The following is a 23813-nucleotide window of genomic DNA, read 5'->3' on the forward strand; positions in this document are numbered from 1 at the left end:
GAGGCCGCGCGATTCGCGCTGGCTTTACAGACCGGCGCTCACGCCGCCTGCATGGCGCGCGTGCCGGCGGCCTGCAGCAGCCAGTCGGCCTGCTCGGCCCAGCGCGCCGGCGGCATGGCGCGTTTGAAGAACCCGAAATGACCGATGCGCGGCAGGCCCCAGTCGGCCGGCGACACATGATGGCGCTCGATGCGGGCGCGCGGATAATAACCGGCGAGCGCATCGACGCCGCGCCGGGGGCCGAACTTGTTATCGTCGGCGAAACTGATCAGACGCATCGGCGCGGTGATGCGGTCGTTGTAAGGCCGCATGGCCTTGCCGGAATCGTCGACCAGATACTGCGGCGACCTGCACCAGCGCGCCCAGTCCAGCGCCACGCCGCGCGGCAGGTCTTCGCTGCCCAGCACCGCGCCCGGCAGCTTGCCGGTGAGCGCCACCAGACCCGGCACCAGCACATACCACCAGAGCGGCAGGTAGAGCTGATGCGACAGTGGCCAGTTGCGCCAGTAGCCCTGCTGCGAGCCGACGGTGATCACGGCGGCGATCTCGCCGGCCTGTGGCATCAGGCCCAGCACCTGGCCGCCGAAGGAATGGCAGACATAGGTGCGTTTCATGCCCGGCGCCTGCTGCGCCAGCGCATCGGCGGCGGCCGGCACATCCTTGATCGCCCAGTCGAGCATGCGCGGCGGCGGTGCGCCGGTCGAGCGGGCGGAGTCGCCGATGCCGCGATAGTCGAAGGTCAGAACGGTGAAACCGCGCGCCGCCTGGAAGGCCACGTAAGACTCGTAATAGCGTCGCGGCACGCCGGTGGCGCCATTGATCTGCAGGCTCAGGCCATTGGCCTGCGCCGGTTCAAACAGCGTGCCGGCCAGGGTCTGGCCGTCAGCGCAGGGGATGGTGATCTCGGTCTTGCTCATGGCGCGACGATAAAAAGCTGCTCCGCCTTCGGCAAACGCAAAGCCCGGGGGCTTCAGGTGAATATGATTCATCTGCCCTTGCGGCGCGCGACGGGATTCGCTTTCGGCCCCTGGCCCTTCATCGAAAGCTCGGCCTGCTGCATCAGTTCGAGCAGCCAGCCCCGCAGGGCCTGCAGGGCCGGCTTGTCGGCCTCGGCCCGGCGGCAGACCAGCCAGTAGCCGAAATCGACCGGCAGCATCGGCGCAAACGGCATCAATAGCCGCCCGGCCTGCAGCTTCGGCCCGATCAGCGGCGCCAGGCCGAGCGCCACGCCGAGCCCATTCTCGGCCGCATCGAGCGCCTGGCTGACGCTGTCGACCCAGACCTCGCGTTTGGGTTTGAGCGAAGCCAGACCGGCCGCCTGCAGCCAGCTGGTCCAGCTGTCGGGGAACTGGGTGAAATGGATCAGCGTCGCCTCGCGCAGGTCGCGCGGCTGTTTCAGCCCGGCCTTCACCAGCTTCGGCGCGCAGACCGGCGCCATGCTCAAGGTCGTGAGCTTGGTGGCGGCCAGGCCGGGCCAGCGGCCATGACCGTAACGCACGGCGGCATCCACGGCGTCGCGCGCGAAATCGGCATTGCGCGTGCTGGATTCCACATAGAGGCGCAGGCCCGGCTGGCGGTTCAGGAAGTCTTCCAGATGCGGGATGATCCAGGTGGTGGCAAAATGCGGCACCGCCGAGAGCCGCAGCTCTTCCACCTGCCGCGGCTGGCCGAGGCGCAGGCTGGCCTGTGCCACCTGGTCGAAGGCGCGCCGCACGGTGCCGAAATAATCCTGCCCGGCCTCGGTCAGGCGGATCTCGCGGTTGAGGCGGCGGAACAGGGACAGCCCCAGATGCTGTTCCAGCTGCTTGACCCGGTGGCTGATCGCCGAGGGCGTGAGATTGAGTTCGGCAGCCGCCGCCTTGAAGCTGGTCGCACGGGCGGCAGCATCGAAGGCTTCGAGGGCAAGCAGCGGCGGCAGACGTTTCCCCATGACGCCAGATTAGGACGATTCAGCCGAATGGGAAGATATGACGTGGCGGAAGCTGCCGTCACGTAACCCCTTCGCCAGCCCCTCTGGGTCCCCGCTTCCGCGGGGACGACGATGAAGAGGTTACAAACTCTTCGGCGCGATGCCGTCGCGGTAGCAGGCGGCCGTCAGCGTATTCTGCAGCAGGCAGGCAATGGTCATCGGCCCGACGCCGCCGGGCACCGGGGTGATCACGCCGGCGCGTTCGACGGCGGAGGCGAAATCCACATCGCCGACCAGCTTGGTCTTGCCATCGTCTTTCAGTACGCGGTTGATGCCGACATCGATGACGGCGGCGCCCGGCTTGATCCAGTCGCCCGGCACCATCTGCGGCCGGCCGACGGCGGCGATCACGATATCGGCCTGGGATACGATCGCCTTCAGATCGCGGCTGCGCGAATGCGCGATGGTCACCGTGGCATCGGCGGCCAGCAGCAGGGCTGCGATCGGCCGGCCGACCAGGATCGAGCGGCCGATCACCACCGCATTGGCGCCGCTGATCGTCACGCCAGCCTTGTCCAGCAGGATCATGCAGCCGAGCGGCGTGCAGGGCACCAGCGCCTCGATACCCTGGTTGAGCTTGCCGGCATTGACCGGATGCAGGCCATCGACGTCTTTCGCCGGATCGATGGCCGCGATAATGGCCTGGGTATCGATCTGCCTGGGCAGCGGCATCTGCACCAGAATGCCGTCCACCGCCGGATCGGCATTCAGCTTCGCCACCACGTCGAGCAGCGCGGCCTGCGTAGTATCGCCCGGCAGCTTGATCTCGTGCGAGACCATGCCGGCTTCACGGGTCTGGATGCCCTTGTTGCGCACATAGACTTCCGAGGCCGGATCCTCGCCAACCAGCACCACGGTCAGTCCCGGCAGGCGCCCGGCCTTGGCTGCGAACCGCTGCACCTTCTGCGCGATCTCGGCCCGCAGGGCGGCGGCAACGGCCTTGCCGTCGATCAGGGTTGCGGTCATGGGATCACTCCTTCATCGCAAGCGCGGCGCACCAGGGCGCCAGCGCGGTCTCGAGCGCGGCCGCATCGCCGCTGATGACAATCTGCTTGTGCCGGTCGGTGGCGCCGGCGACGATGGCGAAACGCGATACCGGCAGCTTCAGGCTTTTCGACAGCAGCGTCAGCAATGCCGCATTGGCCTTGCCGTTCTCCGGCACCGCCGTCACCTTCACCGCGATCTCGACGCCGCACGGGTTGGTCCCGTCCTCGGCCGTGGCCTTCAGCCCGTCGATGCCGTCGCGGCCGGCTTTCGGGGTCAGGCGCACAAACAGGCGCAGACCGCCTGTCTCTGAACCCGTTGGCGGCTGGATGCGATATGGCTTAAGCGCGGTCAGCGGGCGGCGACTCTCACAGGAACAGCGGCGCGATGTCGTTTTGAATCAGCTGGCGCAGGAACAGGATCAGCAGGATCAGGATGACAGGCGAAATGTCGATGCCGCCCAGGTTGGGCAGAATGCGCCGGATCGGGCGGAGCGCCGGCTCGGTGACGCGATAGAGGAAGTCACCCATCACATAGACGAAGCGGTTGCGCGTGTTGATCACGTTGAAGGCGACCAGCCAGCTCAGGATGGCCGAAGCGATCAGGATCCAGGTGTAGAGTCCCAGGATGGTGTCTATCAGCCAGAACAGGGCAAACATCGGCGGCTTCGCGGCTCCTCTGAAGGGCTGTTCCAAGCGGGCGGCGAGCGGCCGCCCCGGGTGATGCTGGGCCTGAGTGATACCGGCAGGTCTGCGGAAACGCAACCCGAAGGCCGCACGGCCGCCGTCACAGATCGGTGGAAACAGGCCGGAAAGAGTGGCGGAAAAGCGGTTTTCCGTCGCTTGGCCGGGTCCGGTTCGGCCGGGGCCGGCGGCGCTGGTCCGGGACGGCGGCATGGCCCGGATTCGCCCCCGGGAGGCGGTATGGGGGCGCTGGACAAAGCCGGGCGTGTTTGCTACTTGCTTGGCCGCCCGGCCGGGACCCTTGCGAGGTCCCCTTTATGCACGGCCGGCGCACCGGCTTGGGGCCGTAGCTCAGATGGGAGAGCGCCTCGTTCGCAATGAGGAGGTCAGGGGTTCGATTCCCCTCGGCTCCACCAATTTTCCCGCCAATACCTGCTTAAGATACCTGTTCGAACGGGCCGTGTTTGACCGGGATGCCGGGTTCGGGCGGCAGCATGCGGATCGGCCCGGCGCGGCTGTCGCTGGCGCTCAGCGTCTCGACGACGATCACGCATTCCACTGCGGTGGCGCCATCGGCCAGCGGCAGCACCAGACGCTCGGCCGTGACCGTGATGGGCGCATCACCCTCGACCAGACCCGGCAGGGTATAGACGCTCTGGCAGTAGACCGGCTTGCGACGCTGGATCAGTTCCGCCAGCAGGTCGCGCATATGGCTGGTATAGGCCGGATCGGTGAGCGCGGCGAAGCTGCCGGCATCCAGGCCTTCGGGTAACTCGCGGAACCAGCGCGCAATCTCATGGCCGCAAAGCCGCAGGCGGCCGAGATCGAAATTGCCGCGCGTGATCTCGGCGATCATCATATGCGGCAGGATGAGGCGCGGAATCTGCGCCGCATCGATCAGCCGGAAATCGGGGATGTTGACCGGATGCGGCAGGTCGCGCCAGTAATCGCGCGCGGCCGCCAGCACCGGATTGGCAGCGATGATCATGTCAGGGAATCTCGATCACCACATTGCCGGCCGCGCCCTGCTCCACCGCTTCATGCGCGGCCACGATGCCGTCCAGCGGAAAGCGCGCGGCGATCCGCGTGGCCAGGCCGCCGAACTGTAGCAGCATGTCGAGATCGGCGAGCGCCGCCGCACGATCGGCGGCCGTCAGCTCGTAGACCACGAAGAAGCGCAGGTTCAGACCGCGGAACAGCAGGTCGCGGAAGGGCAGCGCCACATCGCCCATGGCATTGGAGCCGTAACAGACCAGCGTGCCATGGGGCGCCAGCACGCCTTTGGCCAGCAGCGGCGCGGTGGAGGACAGGTCCATGTCGATGATGGTTTCGACGCCGCGGCCATCGGTGAGCGTGGCGATGCGCGCCGCCACATCCTCGCTCTTGTAGTCGATCACCTCATGAGCGCCGGCCTGGCGCGCCACAGCGCTGCGCGCGGCCGAGGCCGTGCCGATCACCCGCAGGCCGCGCCGCGCCGCGATCTGGGTGACGTAATGGCCGACGGCGGAGGCCGCGCCGGTGACCAGCACCGAGCGGGCGCCGTTCTGCTGCGCCAGCCGCACGGCATGGAGGGCGGTCAGCGCCGGAATGCCAAAACAGGCGGCCGTGCTGAAATCGATACGATCCGGCAGGGCCACGGCCTGAGCCGTCGGCAGCGCGATATACTCGGCCGCCGTGCCCGATGGCCGCTGCCACTGGCCGTTCCAGATCCAGACCCGCTCGCCCACACGCGCATCCGGCACGCCCGCGCCGACCGCCGTGATCACGCCGGCGCCGTCGCTATGCGGAATCACCAGAGGCCCGGCGAGCGGCCGCCCGCGCCGGCTTTTCACATCGGAGGGATTGACGCCCGAGCTGTGCAGTCGCACCAGAACCTCGTCAGGCTTCGGCTGCGGCGTCGGCTGTTCGCCGACGGTAAGCACATCTTTTGCTTCGCCGTTCTTGCTGTACCAGGCGGCTTTCATGTTTTCTCCATTAGAAATGCGCGGGCGTTCGCCCTTCTTTATCGACCCGGAAGGAATATCACTCCTCGATGATATTCAAGATATCGATGCTGCTGATCTGAGAAGTGGCCAACGTTGGCGGGTCGATCAACATCGATCCCAAGTCTGCGAAACTGCGCCGGAGCAATGCGTTCCGACGCCAATACGCGGCCATTTTCATCGAACGATATATAACCACGATCAAACAGGCGGTCGATATGAGGAGTCAGCAAGAAACCATTGTGCCCATCTAATCGCTCCGCATTTGTTGCACATGAGCGCCAAGGCTTAATATGACTTGCAATAAGAAGACGAGAATCTGTAACCCCCGTAACCCTGCACTTATCCTCTAGCAGTTCCAAATCTCGCTTGTATTTCCCCTGACCACGCATGGCCTTTACCACCGCATCTCTTTCGGTCTCATCGATACTCGAATCTTTAATTATGTGGGCTTCAATAGCGTCATCTAGCTGCTTTTCAACCCCAACATCATCTCCAGCCTCACCCCTACGAGACTCAATTTTGACCATCCACGAGTCAATTTTGGCAATCAGAATAGCAGCCATGGCATCCGGCACCCTCGCCAGATAGACGTTCTGCAATCCATCTCCTGTCGCGGGGTTTAAAGGAGAATATTTTTGCGGCAAGGTTGGTGCGATCTGGTCAATCAAATCACGCGGGCGGAATGGGGTTGGCACTTGATGCCACTCGACTGAAACATACCAACCATCATGATTCCAGTAATCACCAGCTAAACCAAATTCGGTTGGCTTAGCCCAAGGAATGGCTGACCTTCGAATGATCCCCACATATTGTATTTTTTGATTGAAGTAAGAAAAAACCAAATCACCCGCATCTACGAGATGCATGTTTTGGTAAAACTGATTGAACGACTTATTGCTGTTACGCTGAGGTGACCACATGTAGCCACCTTCAATTTCCTGCCGCCATGTCTGATTTTGATTTACCCACCAATAGGCAGGTGTACGGGACCCAATTTCTATGCCCGCAAGCAAGCGCCTGGAGTCTTTCCCCCATTGGAGCGGCGCTTCCTCAAATCCCTGCTTCTTATCTTTGGCCATTATGTATTTTCGCGAATCAGCTAAATTTTATTTAATTTGAATATCTCATATGGCCCGCCATATCGCCAAGAGCATCCCATTCTCGCTCTTGCCCATCGTGAATACGTCTTGCTCCGCCCGATTGGCCGCAATCGGACTCGATCGGCTCGGCATGGGACATAACTGGCTCTGAACGGGATCGAACTGGCCCGCAATGGGCCTCAACTGGCTCCACATAGGCTCCAATTGGCGCCCAATCGGCCATGACCAAGCCCGCCTAGGCCAGCAGCATCAGAGACTTAAGCCCTATTCGCTGGCCAGGATGGTGTTTTTCACCAGAGGATAGATCTGGTTGGCCCAGCGTTTGCCGCTGAACACGCCGTAATGGCCCACGCCGGCCTGCAGGTGATGGCGCTTCATATAGGGCTTGAGGCCGGTGCAGAGATCATGCGCCGCCACCGTCTGGCCGATGGCGCAGATATCGTCGCGCTCGCCTTCCACGGTGAGCAGGGCCGTCTTGCGGATCGCCTTCGGGTTCACCGCCCGGCCGCGATGGGTGAGCGTGCCGAGCGGCAGGCGGTGTTCCTGGAACACCCATTGCACCGTCTCGATATAGAATTCGGCATCGAGGTCGAGCACGGCGAAATATTCGTCGTAGAAATCCTTGGTCTTGGTCGCCTGGGCGATATCGCCGCGCCACAGGTTTTCGAACAGTTCGACATGCGCCTTCACATGGCGGTCCATGTTCATGCTCATGAAGGCCGTAAGCTGCATGAAGCCGGGATAGACCTTGCGGCCCGCGCCCGGCAGGCCCGGCGGCACGGTGGAGAGCAGTTTCTCCTTGAACCACTCGATCGGGTGCTCCTTGGCCAGAGTGTTGACCTTGGTGGGATTGAGGCGGGTGTCGATCGGCCCGGCCATCAGGGTCATCGAGCGCGGCTGCGCCTTGTGCTTGTTCTCGGCCATTACGCTGGCCGCCACCAGCGCCTGCACGCAGGGCTGGCACACCGCCACCATATGGGCGCCCGGCCCGATCATCTCGAGGAAATGGATCAGGTGATCGACATAATCCTCGAAGCCGAAGCGGCCGGCACTGAGCGGCACGTCGCGGGCATTGTGCCAGTCGGTGATATAGACATCGTGGTCGGGCAGCATGGTGGCCACGGTGTCGCGCAGCAGGGTGGCGAAATGCCCCGACAGCGGCGCGATCACCAGCACGCGCGGCTGCACCCCCAGATGCGACTGGGTGGCATCCAGGTTCTTCTTGAAATGCAGCAGGGTGCCAAACGGCATCACCAGGGCCGGTTCCTCGACCACCGGCACCTCGCGGTTGCCGACCTTGACGCTCTCGATGTTATAGGGCGGGCGGCCATGGCTGATGCCGGCGCGCGACACCATCTCGGTATAGGCCGCGATGCCGCGCAGGCCCGGATTCATCGATGCCATCTGCTGCAGCCCCGGCAGGGCGCTGGAGGCCAGCTGGCGCAGGGGCGCCATCAGGTCGGCCTGGGTCTGGTAAGCAAGATAAAGCAGCGTCAGGCCCCGCGGGTTTTGGGGCCTACTGCCCCCGACCGGCGGCACTCCCCCACGGCTGCCGTTCCGATCTGCAAAAAAAGCTAATGCAGTTTACGCTGCAATGCGAGATATATGTATCAGACAAAGGCTGGGGGACGGACGGGATGAAGGCCACACTGACCATCAGCAGCAAGAACTACTCGTCGTGGTCGCTGCGCGGCTGGCTGCTCTGCCGCATGGCCGGGCTCGATTTCGAGGAAAAGCTGCTGTCCAGCGACGATCCCTCGACCCGCGCCGAGCTTCTGCTGCTCTCGCCCAGCTTCCTGGTGCCGCGGCTGACCCATGGCGCCATCTCGGTCTGGGACACCCTGGCGATCGCAGCTTACCTAGGGGAAATCTTCCCCGATGCCGGATTATTGCCAACCGACACGGTGCAGCGTTCCCATTGCCGCTCGATCTCGGGCGAGATGCATTCGGGCTTTTCCAATCTGCGCTCGGCCCTGCCGATGAACCTGAAGGCGCATTACCCGGGCTTCAAGGTCTGGGCCGGGGCCCAGGCCGATATCGAGCGCGTGGTGACGATCTGGCGCGACTGCTTCACGGCTTACGGCGGCCCCTGGCTGTTCGGGGCGAAGCCCAGTGTGGCCGATGCGATGTATGCCCCGGTCTGCACCCGCTTCCTCACCTATGACGTGAAGCTGGATCCGGCCTGCGCCGCCTACTGCCAGACCGTGATGGCCTGGCCGATCATGCAGGAATGGATCGGCGCTGCAAAATCGGAACCTGAGGATCTGGACGAGCTCGACGTCGAGTTCTGAGGCCTATACCGGGCCGCCCCTATACTAGGCCGCCATTGCGGCCGACAAAGTTGCGCAGCTGGTTCAGCGGCTTTTTCTCGATGGCATCGCTGCCGTTGAGCATCAGCACCAGTGTCGAGCGGCTGAGCGCCAGCTGGCTGGCCAGCTCGTCCAGCGTGATCTTCGCCACCTTGCAGGCGTCGTTCACCACCGAGGCACCCTCGGCATCGATATAGACATTGTCGCCCTCATGGCGCGTGTTCAGGCGCCGCTTGGGCGGCAGGGCACTGGCCACCGGTGCCGTGGCGGGCGGTGGGGCGACGCGCACGGGCGGCGGTTCCCGGCGCGGCGGTGGCGGTGGCGGAGCGAAACTGTCGAGGCCGGCGGCAAAATCCGGCGCGCTGAAATCGTCCAGCGCGCGGCTGAGACCCAGCTGGGTTTCCAGCAGATCCGTCACCTCGCGCAGCAATCCGGCATCCAGCAGCGGCAGATCGTATTTCTGGCCGATATCGGCATGGAAAGCGGTGATTTCGTCCAGCCGGCCCTGGCGCCGCGCCACAAAGGCCTTGCTGCCGAGCGGCCAGGGCTTGCCACTGGCGATGAAACGTACCAGGAAGCCGCGCGTGGCGGCGACCTCCAGCAGCAGGAGACGCCAGCGGATATCGGTCAGGTTCTTCGCCTGCACCGCCTGTTTCTCGGGTTCGAAATCGCCCAGCCGGTTCTCCACCAGGCCGACAAAGACATGGAACTGGTCCAGCTTGTCGATCAGGGTACGGAAATTGACAAAGCTGTCGGCCACACCATCGCCATTGTTGTAGTAGCGGGCAATGTCCATGGCCTGGCGCTCCACCTGGCTAACCAGGGCCAGCGCCGCCGCACGCAGGTCATTTGCTTTGGGGGCCATTCTGCCGCTCCGCGATTCCGTCAGCCGTTATGCCGACACCCTAGGCTCATCCTGGCCTGTCCGGGATAACTTTCCGTCTACGGTAAGCGAAAGGTTAGACTGGCGGCAGTCCGGTCAGCCAGTTGCGACCGGTATCCAGAGCGGCGAAATACTGAATCCGGCGATTGCCGATGCCATGGCGGATCAGGGCGCTGTCGCGCTCGTAGGCAACGGCATGGTCCTTGCGAACCACGGCGATGCGGCGGGCTTCCAGGCGGCTGCCGTCGCTGAACAGGGCATCGATTCCGGCAATGGTTTCGATCTGCGCCGCCCAGTCGGTGTAGCGCATGTCGAGCAGGAAATCGTAATCGGATGCATCGGCCCTGCTGCCCACCAGGCCGCGATAGAAATCCAGCACATCGGCATCGGTCAGCGCGCCGATATAGACCACGGTGATGATGCGGCTGATCTCATCAACCTCATAGGCGATCTGCTGACTCGGTGCGCGGGAGGCCCGCTCAGACATAACTGCCGCCATGGGTTTTGACGAAGCTGCGGATCTCATCCACCGCGCCGCGCGCCAGCGGATCGCTGCCGTTCAGCAGCAGCACCAGGCTTGGCCGGCTCATGCCCAGCCGGCGGGCGAGATCATCGAGGCTCATCTGCGCCACGCGGCAGGCTTCGCTCACCGCCACGATGCCATCGCGATCGGCATAGAAGCGGCCATCCATCTCGCGTATCCGGAAGGGCGGAGTCGGCGCACGCTGGGGCAGCGGCGGCGGGCTGCGGCGACGGGCGGCGCCACCGCGGTCGAGCTGCACGGTCATCTCTTCCGGCCGTACCAGCACACTGCTGGTGAAGTCGTTCAGTTCGGTGGCCCGCGGAATCTGCGCCTTCAGCAGGTCGCTGACCGCGCGCACCATCGCCTCGCTCAGCGGCTGCAGTTCATAGATCTCGCCGAAGGCATCGAAATAGGCGTCAATCTCGTCCAGGCGCTCGAGCCGGCGCTGCAGGAACTGCCGGCTGCCCAGCGGCCAGGGCAGGCTGGACTCACCGATACGCACCAGGAAAATCTGCGTCGTATCGACTTCGACGATGACGATGCGCCAGCGGATATCGGCCAGATGGCGCTTCAGCGCGGCGCGCTTGTCGTCGTCGAAGCCCGGCAGGCGTTCTTCCACCAGATCGATGAAGACGTAGAAGTGGTCGACCTTTTCAATGAAGCGGCGAAAATCGGTGAAGCGGCCGGACACGTCGCTGCCGTCCTGATAGGCGCGCGCGATATCCAGGCCCTGCTTTTCGACCTGAGCCAGCAGCCGCAGGGTTTCCTGCCGCAGATGTCCCGATTGGCTCGACTGATTCACTCTGCCACCCCTGGCAACGCCTCTTAACCCTGGGGTCAGAGTAACGGGGTTTGGTTGTATATTGGTATATTAAAAACTAGTAATGGTTATGCACGAATAATGCGAACCGGCCCGGAGACCGGCAGCCGGAGCGTGCAGCCCCGCTGCCGGCCCTGATATCACCGGAGCCGGAAGAACCCGACCAGCCCGGCCAGCTCCTGGGCCTGACCGGCGAGCGCCTGGGCCGAAGCCGAGGTTTCCTCGACCAAGGCGCCGTTGCGCTGGGTCATTTCGTCCATGCTGCCGACCGCCGTATTGACCTGATCCAGCCCGGTCGCCTGTTCGCGCGAGGCGGCGGCGATCTCGGCCACGATATCCGACACCTTCTTGATCGAAGCCACGATCTCGGTCAGCGACTGGCCGGTCTGGTTGACCAGCGCCGCACCGGTCTTGACCTGGGTGTTGGATTCCGCGATCAGCGCCTTGATGTCCTTCGAGGCATTGGCGGAACGCTGGGCCAGCGCCCGCACCTCCTGGGCGACCACGGCAAAGCCCTTGCCGGACTCGCCGGCCCGCGCCGCTTCCACAGACGCATTCAAGGCCAGAAGATTGGTCTGGAAGGCGATCTCGTCGATCAGCGACACGATGTCGGAAATCTTCTGGGCACTGTCCTCGATGCGACTGACCGCAGTCACCGCATTTGACACCACGCCGCCACCCTTTTCTGCGGCATCGCGCGCCACCACCGCCAGCTGGCTGGCCGCCTGGGCATTGTCGGCATTCTGGCGCACGGTCGCCGTGATCTCGTGCATCGAGGCGGCCGTCTCTTCAATGCTGGCAGCCTGCGATTCTGTGCGGCTGGCCAGATCCTGGCTGCCGGTCGAGATTTCGGCTGCCGCCGCATTCACCGCTTCGGCATTCTGCGACAGGCCGCGCACGACCTCCGAGATACGCTCAGCCATGCTGTTGGTCGCCTGCTGCAGGCCGGCGAAGACACCGGCGTAGTTGCCCTGCACACGGCCACTGAGATCACCCTCGGCCAGGCGATCGAGCACCGTGCCCAGTTCCTTCAGCGCACCATCGGTGGTGGCGACCAAGGTGTTCACGCCATCGCCCAGGCGCCGCATCACGCCATCCATGCCGTCGACAGCAATACGCTGGCTCAGATCGCCGGCCGCCGCTGCCGCGACGATGCCGCCGATGGAGCGATCCAGTTCGTCTTCCTGGGCCTTGCGCTGATCCTCGTACGCCTGGCGCTGGCTGTCGCGCTCGGCCGCCATGCGACGGTTTTCGAGGGCTTGTTCACGAAACACCTGCACGGCCTTGGCCATGGCGCCGAGTTCATCCACGCGATCCTGCGCCGGAATCTCTCGGTCGAGATCGCCAGCGGCCAGAGTCTGCATCGATTCCGTCATCGCCGTGACCGGACGGCTCAGACCGCGCGACAGCCAGACGGCGACAGCGGCGGTGAGCAGCAGGGTGACCAGCGTGAACAGGCCGATAATCAGCAGCTCATGGCGCTGTTCGGCAGCCTGACGTTCGGTATCGGCGACGATCTCGAGTACGGCGATGGCCTTGCCGGAAAAGTTATTCAGCGGCGCCAGCAGCGTGGTGGTCTGGCGGCCTTTGAACGTGCCGGTTTTCACCGACTGTGCGCCGCCGAGTGCCGCGCGATACTCGGCCTCGCTTGCCGTGGTCTTCTCGGCAAAGGTGCTGGCATAGACATTCAGCTTGTCTTCGGTCAGCAGATGCAGGGTGAGATCGACATTCAGATGGCGCTTCATGCGCTGCAGGAATTCGGCGCTCAGATTGGTGCCGGTATCGACCACGCCAACCAGCTTGCCCTCATGCAGCAGCGGATGCGAGGAGAACAGGCTCAGCGTCTCGCGGCCCGGTTCGATGCCGGTATGGGGTTTGCCGGTATCTATGGCCTGCTTCACCGTCTGGCGGCGGCTCAGCACATTGTCGCTGTGGTTGGTCGGCGAATGGACACGCAACAGGGCAACGCCGGCCGGCGTCTGCACCGTGATCAGGCCGACGCCCTGACGCTGCTGCAGGATCTTCAGGCTCTCGGTCAGCAGCGCGAGGCCGGCCTCGCGATCGCCCCTGGCCACGGCTTCCTGCAGCGGCCTGAGGCCGGTGAGGGTGGCGCTGACCGCCGAAACCGTGCGGCCCTCGAAATCGATGCCTTCCAGCACCGCCTCGTATTTGCCCTGCAGATCGTCGCGCAGGTCTTCCCCGGCCGAGCTCACCTGCTTGATAAACATGTAACTGGCGATGACCGCGGTGACGGCAAAGGTGATGCCCAGCATGGCGGCAATAAGCCGCGCACCGATCGAGCGCTGTAAAATCATGATTTCCCCCCAGAAACTCCACTTATCTCCGGTGGATTTCATACGATTGTCTGCAGGCCGACAATAGCGATGGGGGATTTCAATTGTCTTTTATTCGCGCACAAGTTCCGGGATTCAGCCCCGGCAGGGGATGAACCGGCCGAGATCGCGGCTGACGCAGACCCGCAACTCGCGGATGCCGTCGGGTCCGCCGACAGCCTGCAGATGATGGCGCTCCAGTCCGGCGGCGGCGTTGGCCGCCGTCACCGCGCTTTCGAAAGCGGCGGTGCCCAGACCGCTTTGCGGCTCCGGGAGCGTGAGCCGGGCGCGCAGCCTTTCGATGGCCTCGAAATAGCCGGCCGGGTCGGCGAAGTCGCTACAGCTGCCATGCTTGGCCCATTCGCATTGCATCAGCCGCGGATCCGGCGAGGTGCAGAGATGCCGGCGCAGCACCGGCTCGGGCACGAGATCGGCCCGGCCGCAATATTGCGGCCAGCGCTGGCCGGCGCGCCGGTCTGCGTATTGCGGCCACAGGCCATGCACCACCCAGCCGAAGCGGTTGTCGCGGCATTGCAGCGTCGCTCGCTTGCCCCCCGGCCCGGCGCAGAAGGCCGGCGACCAGCTGAAGCTCAGCACGTAATGGTCGAAATCGCCTTTTACCCCGCGCGCTTCCTCGCGGCCCGCCGCAGGACAGGCCGCGGCCTCGATGCGGGACGGCAGACGGCACTGCTCCTGCGCCACGGCCGCAGACGGCAGGGCAGACAGGAGCAACAGCAGCAGGGCGAGCTTGCTAAAGCCTTTCATGGCAGTCTAAAGATCACTGACCAGCCCGCGTCTGCCAAGCCCCATCACCCGTTCATGAAGCCTGCCCAGATCGAACATTTCTTCGCCACGCTGTCGGCCGCCGATCCGGCGCCGCAGACCGAGCTGAAATACGTCAACCCGTATACGCTTCTGGTCGCCGTGGCGCTGTCGGCCCAGGCCACCGATGTCAGCGTCAACAAGGCGACCGAGAAACTGTTCAAGACGGTGACCACGCCGCAGGCCATGCTGAAGCTGGGCGAAGACGGACTGAAACAACACATCAAGACCATCGGCCTGTTCAACACCAAGGCCAAGAATGTGATCGCGCTGTCGAAGCTGCTGATCGAACGCCATGGCGGCGAGGTGCCACGCGACCGCGACGCTTTGCAGGAATTGCCCGGCGTCGGCCGCAAGACCGCCAATGTGGTGCTGAACGTGATCTGGGGCGAGCCGACGATTGCCGTCGACACCCATATCTTCCGGGTCGGCAACCGCACCGGCCTGGCCAAGGGCAAGACGCCGCTGCATGTGGAACTGGCGCTGGAAAAGGCCGTGCCGAAAAAATATGTCCAGCATGCCCATCACTGGCTGATCCTGCACGGCCGTTATATCTGCAAGGCGCGCAAACCGGACTGCTGGCGCTGCATCGTCGCCGTCGACTGCGCCTTCAAGCCGAAGACGAAAGCGCCGGACGAAACTTAACCTGAGGCAGCATGGCAATCCCTGCCTAGGCAAAACCAGCCCGCTGATCCTGGCGCTTCCACCATGCGGCGAGCGCCCAGCCCGACACAATATGCCATACGCCCCAGCCGGCCGCGATCAGCGCCGCGCCACCGAGCGCATCGAAATGATTGAGGATCAGCGCCAGGCCCAGGCCGGAATTATGCATGCTGACCTCGATGGTCATGGCACGGGTGTCGAAGGCGCTGAGCCGCCAGACTCGCGCCGCTGCCCAGCCCAGCAGGACAGCGACAGTGTTATGCAGCACCACCAGCGGCAGGATCTGGGTGAGGAAGACGCCCAGATGCCGGCCATTCGCCACCACGGTGGCGGCGATGAACACGACCAGGAACAACAGTGACAGAATCTGGAAGGGCCGCCGCAACCGGGCAGCAGCACCGGGCCAGTAGCGTACGGTGAGCATGCCGGCGACCATCGGAATGCCGAGGATCATGACGGTGGAGCCGATGAAGGAGACCGGTTCGATGCTCACCTGCCGCAGCAGCACGGCGGTTGCAGGATTGAGCGAGGCCCAGAAGAGAATGTTCAGCGGCGTGGTCACCACGGCGAGGATGCTGGAGATGCCGGTCATGCTGACCGACAGCGCGGTGTTGCCGCGCGCCATATGAGTCAGCAGATTGGACAGATTGCCGCCCGGGCAGGCCGCCACCACCATCATGCCCAGCGCGATGCTGGGGGCCGGCTGCATCACCATGGTGATGGCCCAGGTGACGGCCGGCAGCACCAGCAGCTGGGCGGCGAGGCCCGAAAACGGCGCCAGCGGCCGGCGCAGGACATCGGCAAAATCGCTGAACCGCAGGTCCAGCGCCACCCCGAACATGATGACGGCCAGAACGCCCCCCAGGACCAGCTGGCCGGTGGCGTTAATCTGGATCAGGACCGCATCAATGGACGAATCCGTCATATTTCCTCTCTGTCCGGTACGGTTGTTCCGCCCGGCTTGCTGCGGCATTCTGGGGTAAACTGGCCGGAGTCGCGATGGCGACCATTGTCGCCGGATGCCGGCCCGGCCCGCAAGCAGCGGCGCAGAGGGAGAAATGAAGGGGACGAACGCCTTGCCCGAGCAGCGGCCATGCAGCCTCACCTCCGGCTGCGCCGGCGGTCTGCTGGATAGCGTGCTGACGCCAGCACAGTGGCGGCGCAGGCCATGACGCTCTGTCTGATGTTCGACACCAATGCCTACGATCAGATCCTGGCGCATGACGATGCCGCACGGATCATCGGCATGCCGCTGAACCTGGTGACCACGCGCGTGCAGGAAGACGAGCTGCATCAGATCGCCGATATCCCGCGGCGCCTGCGGCTGCTGGAGCTGTATCACGAACTGGGCTGCGAGACGGTGTCACTCAATAGCCGCTGGGATGCCGCGCGCGACGCCATGATCGCGGCGGCGGCGAAAACCCACTGCGACCTGTTCGTGACTGACGACCAGGCCCTGACGGACCAGCTGATGCAGACGGCACGCGCGATCCCGGATGTGGAAGGCCTGCGCGTGCTGACCTATGCCGACTTCCGCACCGAGTTCCTGGATCTGGACTAGGAGAGCGGCCGTGCCGCCGGCCCGGCCGGCTGCGGCGTCTTGAGCAGGGCTGCGAGACAGTCGCTGTCGTCCACTGTCTGGCCGCGCACGCGGCTCAGGACCTGGGCATGGCTGACGCGCAGGCGCGCGGCGGCATCATCGGGATAGAGAAACAGCAGCAGCGTGCAGCGCGGCAATTCCGCCTGATACTGCCAGACCTCACCCGGCGGTTCCCGACGCAGCGCCGTCGGCACGCCGAACAGCGCCCGCGCCTCGGCCTCGGACTTGCGCACCACATCGGCGGAGACGGCGCGGCGCGGCGGCTCGTTCGGCTGCTGGTGCACCAGGGAAAGATCGAGTACCTCGCCCGGCATCACACCGGTGGCGGGCGTAGCCGCCGGCCGGCCGCCACAGGCGGCAAGCCCGAGCAGGAACGGCAGGACAAAAAAGAAGCGCGGCGTTTTCACGCCGCGCAGCTTAAACAGATAGGCCTGAGAAAAAAAGTTATTCGGCGGCCGCCGATGACGTGGCCGGACGGGCGCCCGCCGCCACAGTCTGCACCGTGCCGGAAATCTCGCCGCCGCATTCGATCTCGACCTGGCCATAGGCGATCTCGCCCGAAACCTTGCCGCTGCCACGGATGAGCAGGCGGCCACGCACACTGAGGCGACCCTCGAAGCGGCCGCGGATTTCCGCTTCATCCACCTCGGCCGAGCCCTTGAACTGGCCGCTTTCGGTGATCTCGACAAAACGGCTGTCGGTCAGCTGGGCCTCGACTCGGCCTTCCACCACCACCTTGTCGCAGGCGGTGATCTGGCCGGTCAGGCTGATTTCGCGACCGATCAGCAGCACTTTCGGTTCGGTATTGGTGCCCGAAGACGGCGAGGAGACCGAACCGGCGCTGGCCTGCACCACGGCCTTGGGCGCGAGGTCGGCATTCGGACGCTTGGCGATTTCGGGACGGAAGGTCGGGGTCGGGGGGGTCACTTCGGCCATGACGGGAGCTCCTGAGGATACGGGTGCGGATACGGGGGCAGTGGGCAGGACGGGCTTGCCGACCGCGCGCAGATGGCTGGGCATCGGCGGCAGGTCGTCATCGAGCGCCTTCAGCGGAGCCGGCGCGGCAGCGACGGGGCCGATCGCCAGTTCAGGCTGCTTCGGCTCCGGGGCGAGCGGCAACGGCGCGGCGCTCTCAGTACTCGGCTTCTTGCGACCAAACATGCGGCACTCCTCATATCCGTCTGGCAGCCCTGTACTGCCGGCGTTAAAGGCCTGTCCCGCCCGATTGATGCGGGCCTGTCATGTGCAATCGCTTGTAGACATGTACCATGAAAGCGGTCGCTACAATCGGGACAAGAAAATTTACCAGCGGAATGGTTAACAGAAGGACAATGAGCACGCCGCAGAGCCAGACATCGCCACGGCGCCGGCGGCGCAGCAGATCGGCCTCGGCGCGCGGCTGGTAGCGGAAGGCCACCGCCTCGAAATACTCGCGGCCGACCAGCCAGCCGTTCACGGTGACCGACAGCAGCCAGGACAGCGGCGGGAAGAACAGCAGCACGGCATAGAGCGGCAGCAGCGCCAGGTTGATCAGCAGCACGGTGGCGAGAAACCGCAGCGCGTTGCCCAGCGCCGGCCAGAAGGCCACCGGCCGGCCGCGCGGCTGGCCAGGGTAATAGCGTGCCTCCACCGCATCGGCGATATCGTCGATGAACAGGGCGATGGCTGCGGTCATTACCGCCGGAAACAGCAGCATCATGCCGAGGAAGAAGCCGACACCCGAGAGGAAGCCGACCACCCAGTCGATCCAGGTCTGCTGCGTTTCCGGCAGCAGCAGCAAAGCCGACCACAGGCCGACCGCCAGCAGGCCGAACACCACCATGCTGATCAGCAGCGACTTCACCAGCACGCTGCGGAAAGCCGGATCGGGCAGCTGCGCCAGCGCGCGCGAGAAGGACGCGGCGATCATGCCGTGCCTGCAATCGGATCGAGGGGCACGTTCTGGCTCAGCCCCAGATCGGCCTCGAGCACCGCACTGAAGGCCAGCAATTCGGCCTCGGCGCGCGGCCGCGCCACGATCTGGAGTCCGACCGGTAGTCCCTTGCGGGTAAAGCCGCAGGGAATCGAGATCGCCGGCGTGCCGGTGATGGTGATGGCAAAGGTGAGCACCAGCCAGGAAATGTAGGTGTCGAATTTGCGGCCGGCGACTTCTTCCAGATAGCGCTTGCGATGATCGAAGGGCGGCGCCACGCAGGTGGGCAGCACCAGGAAATCGTGCTTCTCGAAGAAACTGGCGACGCGATTGTAGATGAGCCCCTGTGTGCGCAGGGCCTGCGCTTTTTCCTCGCCGGTGAGCTTGAGCCCCTTCTCGGCATTCCAGATCACTTCCGGTTTCACCAGATCGGTCTTGTCCTTGATCTTCGGCCATACGGTGACGGCGAAGTTGGCGGCGCGCAGAACCTGGAAACACTCTTCCGCCCCACTGAAATCGGGAATCTCGTCGCTGACCGCGGCGCCCAGCTTTTCAATCCGCTTCACGGCGGCTTCGCAGAGCTGCAGCACTTCCGCATCGACCGGCGAGAGACCAAGATCCGCCGACCAGCCGATACGGCAGCCACTAGCAAATCGACTCGGCAGACGACCAGTGACCATGGCGTGATCGACAGACGCAACGAAGCTCCGCTCTGGCGCCGGAATACTTAAGGGATCGCGCGGCTCGAAGCCGCTCATCGCATCCAGCATCAGGGCGCAATCGGCCACGTTGCGCGCCATCGGGCCGTAGACCGACAGCGGATCGAAGGGCAGCGCGCGCGGACCGAAGGCAACACGGCCGGGCGACGGACGCAGGCCGACCACGGAGGTGAAGCTGGCGGGAATGCGCAAGGAACCGCCGAGATCGGAGCCATCAGCGAGCCAGACTTCGCCCGCCGCCAGGGCCGCCGCCGCACCGCCCGAGGACCCGGCCGGGGTGGTGGCGGTATTCCACGGATTGGTGGTGGTGCCGAAGACATCGTTGAAGGTCTGCGAGCCGGCGCCGAATTCCGGCGTGTTCGACTTGGCGATAATCAGCGCCCCGTTGCCTTCCAGCCGTTCGACCGACCAGCCGGATTTGGCCGGCACGTAATCGGCGAAAACGCGGCTGCCCTGGGTGGAGCGCACGCCCGCCACATCGACGAGATCCTTGGTGGCCATCGGCAGGCCGTAAAGATAGCCCGGCGGGGCCGGATCGGGCGGCACCAGCCTGGCGGCCAGCGCCCGGGCCCGGTCCAGGCATAGTGTGGGCAGGGCATTGACCTGGGGCTCGACGGCGGCAATCCGGGCTGCGGCGGCATCGATCAGTTCCGCCGGGGTGACCTCGCGGGATTTGAGGGCCGCCACAGCCTGCCGGGCCGTCATCCGGATCAACGCGTCCATATTTGCCTTCCTTCTGCCGATTGGTTACAGAGTAGCGGCGTTCATCCTGACCCGGAAAGCCGTCCATGACCACTGCTCGCAACAACGTTCTCGCCATCGGCAATGCCATCGTCGATGTGCTGGCCAAGGTGGACGACAATTTCATCGACACCCATGGCATGACCAAGGCCAGCATGACGCTGATCGATGGCGGCCGGGCCGAGGCGATCTATGCCGAGATGCGCCACGCCACCGAGACCTCGGGCGGTTCTGCCGCCAATACTGCCGCCGGCGTCGCCGCGCTGGGCGGCTCCGTCCAGTATATCGGCCGCGTGCGCAACGACACGCTGGGCGCCGTGTTCATCCGCGAAATCCGCAACCTGGGTGTCGTGTTCGATAATGCCCCGGCCACCGACGGCCCCTCGACCGCGCGCTGCATGATCCTGATTACGCCCGATGCGCAGCGCACCATGAACACCTATCTGGGCGCCTGCGTCGGCCTGACGCCAGACGATGTGGATCCGGCCGCCGTCGCCAAGGCTGAAATCGTCTATCTGGAAGGCTATCTGTGGGATCAGCCGACCGCCAAGGACGCCATGCGCAAGGCCATGCGGCTGGCCCATGAGAACGGCGCCAAGGTGGCGATGACGCTGTCGGACAGCTTCTGCGTCGATCGCCATCGCGCCGAATTCCTCAACCTCGTCGAAAACCACATCGACATCCTGTTCGCCAACGAGTCCGAGATCACCGCGCTGTACCAGGTGCAGGATTTCGACTCCGCGCTGCAGCATGTGCGCCAGCATGTCGATGTCGCGGCGCTGACGCGTTCGGAAAAGGGTTCGGTGATCGTGGCCGGCGAAGCCGTGCATATCATCGACGCGGTGAAGGGCGTGAAGGTGGTGGACACCACCGGCGCCGGCGACCTCTACGCCTCGGGCTTCCTCTATGGCCTGACCCATGGCTTCAACCTGCATCAGGCCGGCACGCTCGGCTCGCTCTGCGCCGCCGCCGTGATTGCCCAGATCGGCCCGCGCCCGCAGGGTTCGATCAAGGATCTGGCTGAGAAAGCCCTGAAGAGCTAAAGCCCGGCAGCGATCCGAATTCCGGGCGGCTCAGGCTTCGCCGGCGACCAGGACCCGCAGCAGGCGACCGACCGAGAGCCGTATCTGCGCGCCTGCGGCCTGGCGCAGGGCATGGCCCTCGGGCGGAGCATCCGCGGTCGCCGTCGTCACGGTGACATTGAGGCTGAGGTCGCGGCGCGCCATGACATTCAGATCGGTGCAGGGGCCATCGATCAGACGGCAGCGCGTGCGCAGACCGCCGTCGAAACGATGCAGCACGAAGGGCTTGGCCACGGTGAGCGAACGGCCGCCGGGAAACTCCAGCACGAAGCCGTTGCCCTGTAGCAGCATAATCCAGCGCGTGACGCCAGCGAAGACCGAGAAAGGTCCGTCGACCTCGATACGCGCGCTGCTGATGCGCCAGGCGAAGGTGTCAAGACTGGCCTCGGGCGGATCGATGGCGATCTGCGTGGTGGTGCCACCGCCATTCTTCCATGGCTGCGCCGGCAGCGCGGCGAGATCGATCAGCGTGCCAGCCGGCTTGTCGTGCGGGCGGGGTTCAGCGATCCGCATCGGCCGTCAACACATAAGAGGCATCGAGGCGCACGGCGGCACCGGAACTGGAGACCGCAGCATGGCCCTGTGACGGCAGCGGCTGGCGACTGCGCTGCACATTCACGCGCATGGTCACGTCGGCCTGCGCCATCACGTTAATCACCGTGCAGGGTCGCCCGCCCTTGAGCCGGCATTGCGTGACGAGATCACCGGAGAACCAGAAGACGCGATGCTTCACCAGGTCGAGCGAGGTGCCGTCGGAGAAATCGAGATGACAGCCGGCGCCGTCCATCAGCGCGATCCAGCGGGTGATGCCCGGGAAAACCGAAAACGGCCCGTCGCGCTCGATCACCGCGCGGCTGACGCGCCAGCGAAAATTGTCCAACGTCGCGCCGGGTGGCCCCATGGCGATATCGGTGGTGACGCCGCCGCCATTCTTCCAGATATGCGTTGGCAGGCTGGCCAGATTGAGCAGCTGGCTGTCATCGGCCGGATTCGCGCCGGGCAGAGCCTTGCCAGGCTCCACATGCACCGGACCGAACTTGCCTAATTGATTTTTGTAAGGGCCCATTTGAATACCAGTGACTCCGCACCGGCCGAACCGGTCATAACTATCTGCTGGGTGCGGCGCGGTTCGCCGCCCGTACTGGTGTCGCGACTACCGAAATACACGCTGTCTTCCAATCGTACCACGCCACCGGCACCGCGCCAACGCCAGCCCTGCCCGCTGTTGCCCTTCAGGATCACCGTGTCGCCGCTGCCGATCAAAGACGCGTGCACGGACGGGTGCAGATGCAACCTCAGCGTCGCCTGTACCGGCATGCCCGCATTCGCTGAAACGGGCGCCTCGGTGACGATATCCTCACCGCGCAGGTCCTCGCCGCCCGCCGCCACATACAGGCGGCGGCGATGCAGCCGGTTATGACTGGCCTGCCAGCCATCATGCTCGGCCTCGAACCAGATCGCACCGTCCTGTTCGTTGCGCGTGACGCTGACGCGGGCATCCTGCGCCGGTTCGCCAGTCCCAAGACTGACCGTGCTGTGCGCAGCGACGCCGCGCAGGGCCTCGCTCCAGCCGCCACCCGGGCGGCGGGCGGCACCACAGTTGACGATCAGGCGATCCTTGGCATGACTGAATTCAGCCGACAGCAGGCCACGATGCGGCGTGCCAAGATGTGCCGCCGGTGCCCCTGCAGCATCGAGCAGCAACAGCGCGCGTTTGGCAGCCGCGCGTTCAAAGCCGCTGTGGCTGGCCGAGTTGAGCGGCTTGCCGCCGGACTCCGACAGATCGAGAGCCAGGTCTATCTGTGACGGCTGCTCTTCCTCGCCGCCATGAAACAGCGCCAGCCCGCCATCGCCATGGCGGAAAAACCGCAGCATCGGTGCCATGCGGTCGAGATAGACCTGCAGCATCGCGCCGCGTTCGGGATCGACCGCCTTGAGAAACATCCAGAGCGCGATCAGGTCACGCAGAAGGCGGTAAAGTATCGAGGGATTGCGCGAGACATGGCCGCCATCGGCATGAACCTGACTGTCGAGGCAGGCGACCAGGTCGCGCATGGCGGCAGCACCATCGCGTCCGTCGGCACCATCGCCCATCGCTTCGATGCCATAGACCAGACCGAGCAAAGCGCGCAGACGCGGCAGGCCGGCCGGTGCATGCAATGCGGCGCGGCCGAGATGGGCGCGGTGCCGCGCAATCAACAGCAGGAAATCATGGGCGAAGCGCTCGTCGCAGCCATCGAGCAGAAAATGCGCGGCGAGAATCCAATGGGCCAGACGGCTGCCGGCGATATCGGGCCGCCAGGCCAGGCCATGAATGCGGTCGGCATGTTTCGCCATCCAGTCGGCCACCAGGCTGCGCGCCATGCGCCGCGCCATGTCGCCACCCTGGGCAGAAAAATCGCGCAGCCAGGCAAAGCCATGCAGGCCGGCTGCCCAGGCCGCGTGACTGACGGGATCGAGTTTGGTCTCCGCAGCCGTCATGCCCCAGGGCGCGGCATGGGGCGACACCACCTCGGCGCCGGCAAAGACGAAGCGGCCCTGGAACAGGCGATCCGCATTCGAGACCGCGCCCGGGAACGGATCGTCCGGCAGCAGCGGCAGTTCCAGTGGCGCCTTGCGCGGCAGGGCCAGGGCATAGAGTCGCGTGCCGTACCAGATGCCGGCCAGCCGCCGCCGCATTCTGCT

General features: G+C 64.8%; 26 protein-coding genes and 1 tRNA gene. 5 read left to right on the top strand and 22 right to left on the bottom strand.

What is annotated here, in order from left to right; all coding sequences use genetic code 11:
* Positions 1-38 precede the first annotated feature (38 nt).
* The 5 genes from AC1ROB_RS01185 to AC1ROB_RS01205 form a co-directional block, all read right to left on the bottom strand.
* Positions 39-989, bottom strand: coding sequence for an alpha/beta hydrolase family protein (locus AC1ROB_RS01185; protein WP_492972593.1), 951 nt, complete (start codon positions 987-989; stop codon positions 39-41).
* A complete protein-coding gene (gene gcvA, locus AC1ROB_RS01190; RefSeq protein ID WP_492972592.1) occupies positions 986-1930 on the bottom strand; it encodes a transcriptional regulator GcvA in 945 nt (314 codons plus the stop codon). The genes AC1ROB_RS01185 and gcvA overlap by 4 nt, the downstream gene beginning before the upstream one ends.
* A gap of 120 nt (positions 1931-2050) precedes the next feature.
* Positions 2051-2935 (bottom strand): bifunctional methylenetetrahydrofolate dehydrogenase/methenyltetrahydrofolate cyclohydrolase FolD, encoded by an 885-nt coding sequence (folD, locus tag AC1ROB_RS01195; protein WP_492972591.1) that lies wholly within the window; start codon positions 2933-2935, stop codon positions 2051-2053.
* 4 nt (positions 2936-2939) lie between these two features.
* Entirely contained in the window at positions 2940-3308 is a 369-nt protein-coding gene (locus AC1ROB_RS01200) for a DUF167 family protein (RefSeq protein ID WP_493031438.1), read from the bottom strand.
* 13 nt (positions 3309-3321) lie between these two features.
* Entirely contained in the window at positions 3322-3612 is a 291-nt protein-coding gene (locus AC1ROB_RS01205; protein ID WP_492972590.1) for a YggT family protein, read from the bottom strand.
* Between the two features lie 364 nt (positions 3613-3976).
* Here AC1ROB_RS01205 and AC1ROB_RS01210 point away from each other — a divergent pair.
* A tRNA-Ala gene (locus AC1ROB_RS01210) sits at positions 3977-4052 on the top strand.
* Positions 4053-4072: 20 nt separating this feature from the next.
* Here the strand turns inward: AC1ROB_RS01210 and AC1ROB_RS01215 are convergent.
* The 4 genes from AC1ROB_RS01215 to AC1ROB_RS01230 form a co-directional block, all read right to left on the bottom strand.
* Positions 4073-4624 carry a PAS domain-containing protein gene (locus tag AC1ROB_RS01215; protein WP_492972589.1) on the bottom strand — a complete coding sequence of 184 codons (552 nt, stop codon included), beginning with the start codon at positions 4622-4624 and terminating at the stop codon, positions 4073-4075.
* Between the two features lies 1 nt (position 4625).
* Positions 4626-5600, bottom strand: coding sequence for an NADPH:quinone reductase (locus AC1ROB_RS01220; RefSeq protein WP_492972588.1), 975 nt, complete (start codon positions 5598-5600; stop codon positions 4626-4628).
* 38 nt (positions 5601-5638) lie between these two features.
* Positions 5639-6700, bottom strand: a complete 1062-nt coding sequence (locus tag AC1ROB_RS01225) for an HNH endonuclease (protein WP_492972587.1) — start codon at positions 6698-6700, stop codon at positions 5639-5641.
* Positions 6701-6985: 285 nt separating this feature from the next.
* Entirely contained in the window at positions 6986-8176 is a 1191-nt protein-coding gene (locus AC1ROB_RS01230; protein ID WP_492972586.1) for a polyhydroxyalkanoate depolymerase, read from the bottom strand.
* A 182-nt stretch (positions 8177-8358) separates the two neighbouring features.
* Between AC1ROB_RS01230 and AC1ROB_RS01235 the strand changes: the two genes are divergently transcribed.
* Positions 8359-9012 (top strand): glutathione S-transferase family protein, encoded by a 654-nt coding sequence (locus AC1ROB_RS01235; protein ID WP_492972585.1) that lies wholly within the window; start codon positions 8359-8361, stop codon positions 9010-9012.
* A gap of 19 nt (positions 9013-9031) precedes the next feature.
* On the opposite strand, the gene AC1ROB_RS01240 is transcribed toward AC1ROB_RS01235, so the two are convergent.
* The 5 genes from AC1ROB_RS01240 to AC1ROB_RS01260 form a co-directional block, all read right to left on the bottom strand.
* The gene (locus AC1ROB_RS01240) at positions 9032-9895 is read right to left on the bottom strand and encodes a hypothetical protein (protein WP_492972584.1); all 864 of its coding nucleotides are present in this window, start codon (positions 9893-9895) and stop codon (positions 9032-9034) included.
* Positions 9896-9989: 94 nt separating this feature from the next.
* Positions 9990-10400 (bottom strand): hypothetical protein, encoded by a 411-nt coding sequence (locus AC1ROB_RS01245; protein ID WP_492972583.1) that lies wholly within the window; start codon positions 10398-10400, stop codon positions 9990-9992.
* A complete protein-coding gene (locus tag AC1ROB_RS01250) occupies positions 10393-11238 on the bottom strand; it encodes a hypothetical protein (RefSeq protein ID WP_492972582.1) in 846 nt (281 codons plus the stop codon). The genes AC1ROB_RS01245 and AC1ROB_RS01250 overlap by 8 nt, the downstream gene beginning before the upstream one ends.
* A 158-nt stretch (positions 11239-11396) precedes the next feature.
* Complete coding sequence (locus AC1ROB_RS01255) at positions 11397-13571, bottom strand: methyl-accepting chemotaxis protein (protein WP_492972581.1); 2175 nt, start codon at positions 13569-13571, stop codon at positions 11397-11399.
* Between the two features lie 114 nt (positions 13572-13685).
* The gene (locus AC1ROB_RS01260) at positions 13686-14354 is read right to left on the bottom strand and encodes a ribonuclease T2 family protein (protein WP_492972580.1); all 669 of its coding nucleotides are present in this window, start codon (positions 14352-14354) and stop codon (positions 13686-13688) included.
* Positions 14355-14408: 54 nt separating this feature from the next.
* Between AC1ROB_RS01260 and nth the strand changes: the two genes are divergently transcribed.
* Entirely contained in the window at positions 14409-15056 is a 648-nt protein-coding gene (gene nth / locus AC1ROB_RS01265; RefSeq protein ID WP_492972579.1) for an endonuclease III, read from the top strand.
* 25 nt (positions 15057-15081) lie between these two features.
* Here nth and AC1ROB_RS01270 read toward each other — a convergent pair whose 3' ends face one another.
* A complete protein-coding gene (locus AC1ROB_RS01270; RefSeq protein ID WP_492972578.1) occupies positions 15082-15999 on the bottom strand; it encodes a bile acid:sodium symporter family protein in 918 nt (305 codons plus the stop codon).
* Positions 16000-16242: 243 nt separating this feature from the next.
* Here AC1ROB_RS01270 and AC1ROB_RS01275 point away from each other — a divergent pair, with 243 nt between their 5' ends.
* A complete protein-coding gene (locus AC1ROB_RS01275; RefSeq protein ID WP_492972577.1) occupies positions 16243-16635 on the top strand; it encodes a hypothetical protein in 393 nt (130 codons plus the stop codon).
* On the opposite strand, the gene AC1ROB_RS01280 is transcribed toward AC1ROB_RS01275, so the two are convergent.
* Genes AC1ROB_RS01280 through AC1ROB_RS01295 form a run of 4 tightly spaced genes read right to left on the bottom strand, consistent with a single transcriptional unit; the run spans position 16632 to position 20028 of the window.
* Positions 16632-17081 carry a hypothetical protein gene (locus tag AC1ROB_RS01280; RefSeq protein WP_492972576.1) on the bottom strand — a complete coding sequence of 150 codons (450 nt, stop codon included), beginning with the start codon at positions 17079-17081 and terminating at the stop codon, positions 16632-16634. The genes AC1ROB_RS01275 and AC1ROB_RS01280 overlap by 4 nt on opposite strands.
* A 37-nt stretch (positions 17082-17118) precedes the next feature.
* Complete coding sequence (locus AC1ROB_RS01285; protein WP_492972575.1) at positions 17119-17835, bottom strand: bactofilin family protein; 717 nt, start codon at positions 17833-17835, stop codon at positions 17119-17121.
* 43 nt (positions 17836-17878) lie between these two features.
* Positions 17879-18583, bottom strand: coding sequence for an EI24 domain-containing protein (locus tag AC1ROB_RS01290; RefSeq protein WP_492972574.1), 705 nt, complete (start codon positions 18581-18583; stop codon positions 17879-17881).
* The gene (locus AC1ROB_RS01295; RefSeq protein WP_492972573.1) at positions 18580-20028 is read right to left on the bottom strand and encodes an amidase; all 1449 of its coding nucleotides are present in this window, start codon (positions 20026-20028) and stop codon (positions 18580-18582) included. Before AC1ROB_RS01295 ends, AC1ROB_RS01290 begins: the two co-directional genes overlap by 4 nt.
* Positions 20029-20093: 65 nt before the next feature.
* Here AC1ROB_RS01295 and AC1ROB_RS01300 point away from each other — a divergent pair, with 65 nt between their 5' ends.
* Positions 20094-21089 carry an adenosine kinase gene (locus tag AC1ROB_RS01300; protein ID WP_492972572.1) on the top strand — a complete coding sequence of 332 codons (996 nt, stop codon included), beginning with the start codon at positions 20094-20096 and terminating at the stop codon, positions 21087-21089.
* Positions 21090-21119: 30 nt separating this feature from the next.
* Here AC1ROB_RS01300 and AC1ROB_RS01305 read toward each other — a convergent pair whose 3' ends face one another.
* From AC1ROB_RS01305 to AC1ROB_RS01315, 3 genes are read right to left on the bottom strand one after another with little or no spacing between them, the layout of a single operon-like run.
* Positions 21120-21641 (bottom strand): HutD/Ves family protein, encoded by a 522-nt coding sequence (locus AC1ROB_RS01305; RefSeq protein ID WP_492972571.1) that lies wholly within the window; start codon positions 21639-21641, stop codon positions 21120-21122.
* Entirely contained in the window at positions 21628-22194 is a 567-nt protein-coding gene (locus AC1ROB_RS01310; RefSeq protein ID WP_492972570.1) for a HutD/Ves family protein, read from the bottom strand. Before AC1ROB_RS01310 ends, AC1ROB_RS01305 begins: the two co-directional genes overlap by 14 nt.
* Positions 22170-23807, bottom strand: a complete 1638-nt coding sequence (locus AC1ROB_RS01315) for a heparinase II/III family protein (RefSeq protein ID WP_492972569.1) — start codon at positions 23805-23807, stop codon at positions 22170-22172. The genes AC1ROB_RS01310 and AC1ROB_RS01315 overlap by 25 nt, the downstream gene beginning before the upstream one ends.
* Positions 23808-23813 lie beyond the last annotated feature (6 nt).

It is taken from the genome of Ferrovibrio sp. GW821-FHT12F09, from assembly GCF_058806775.1.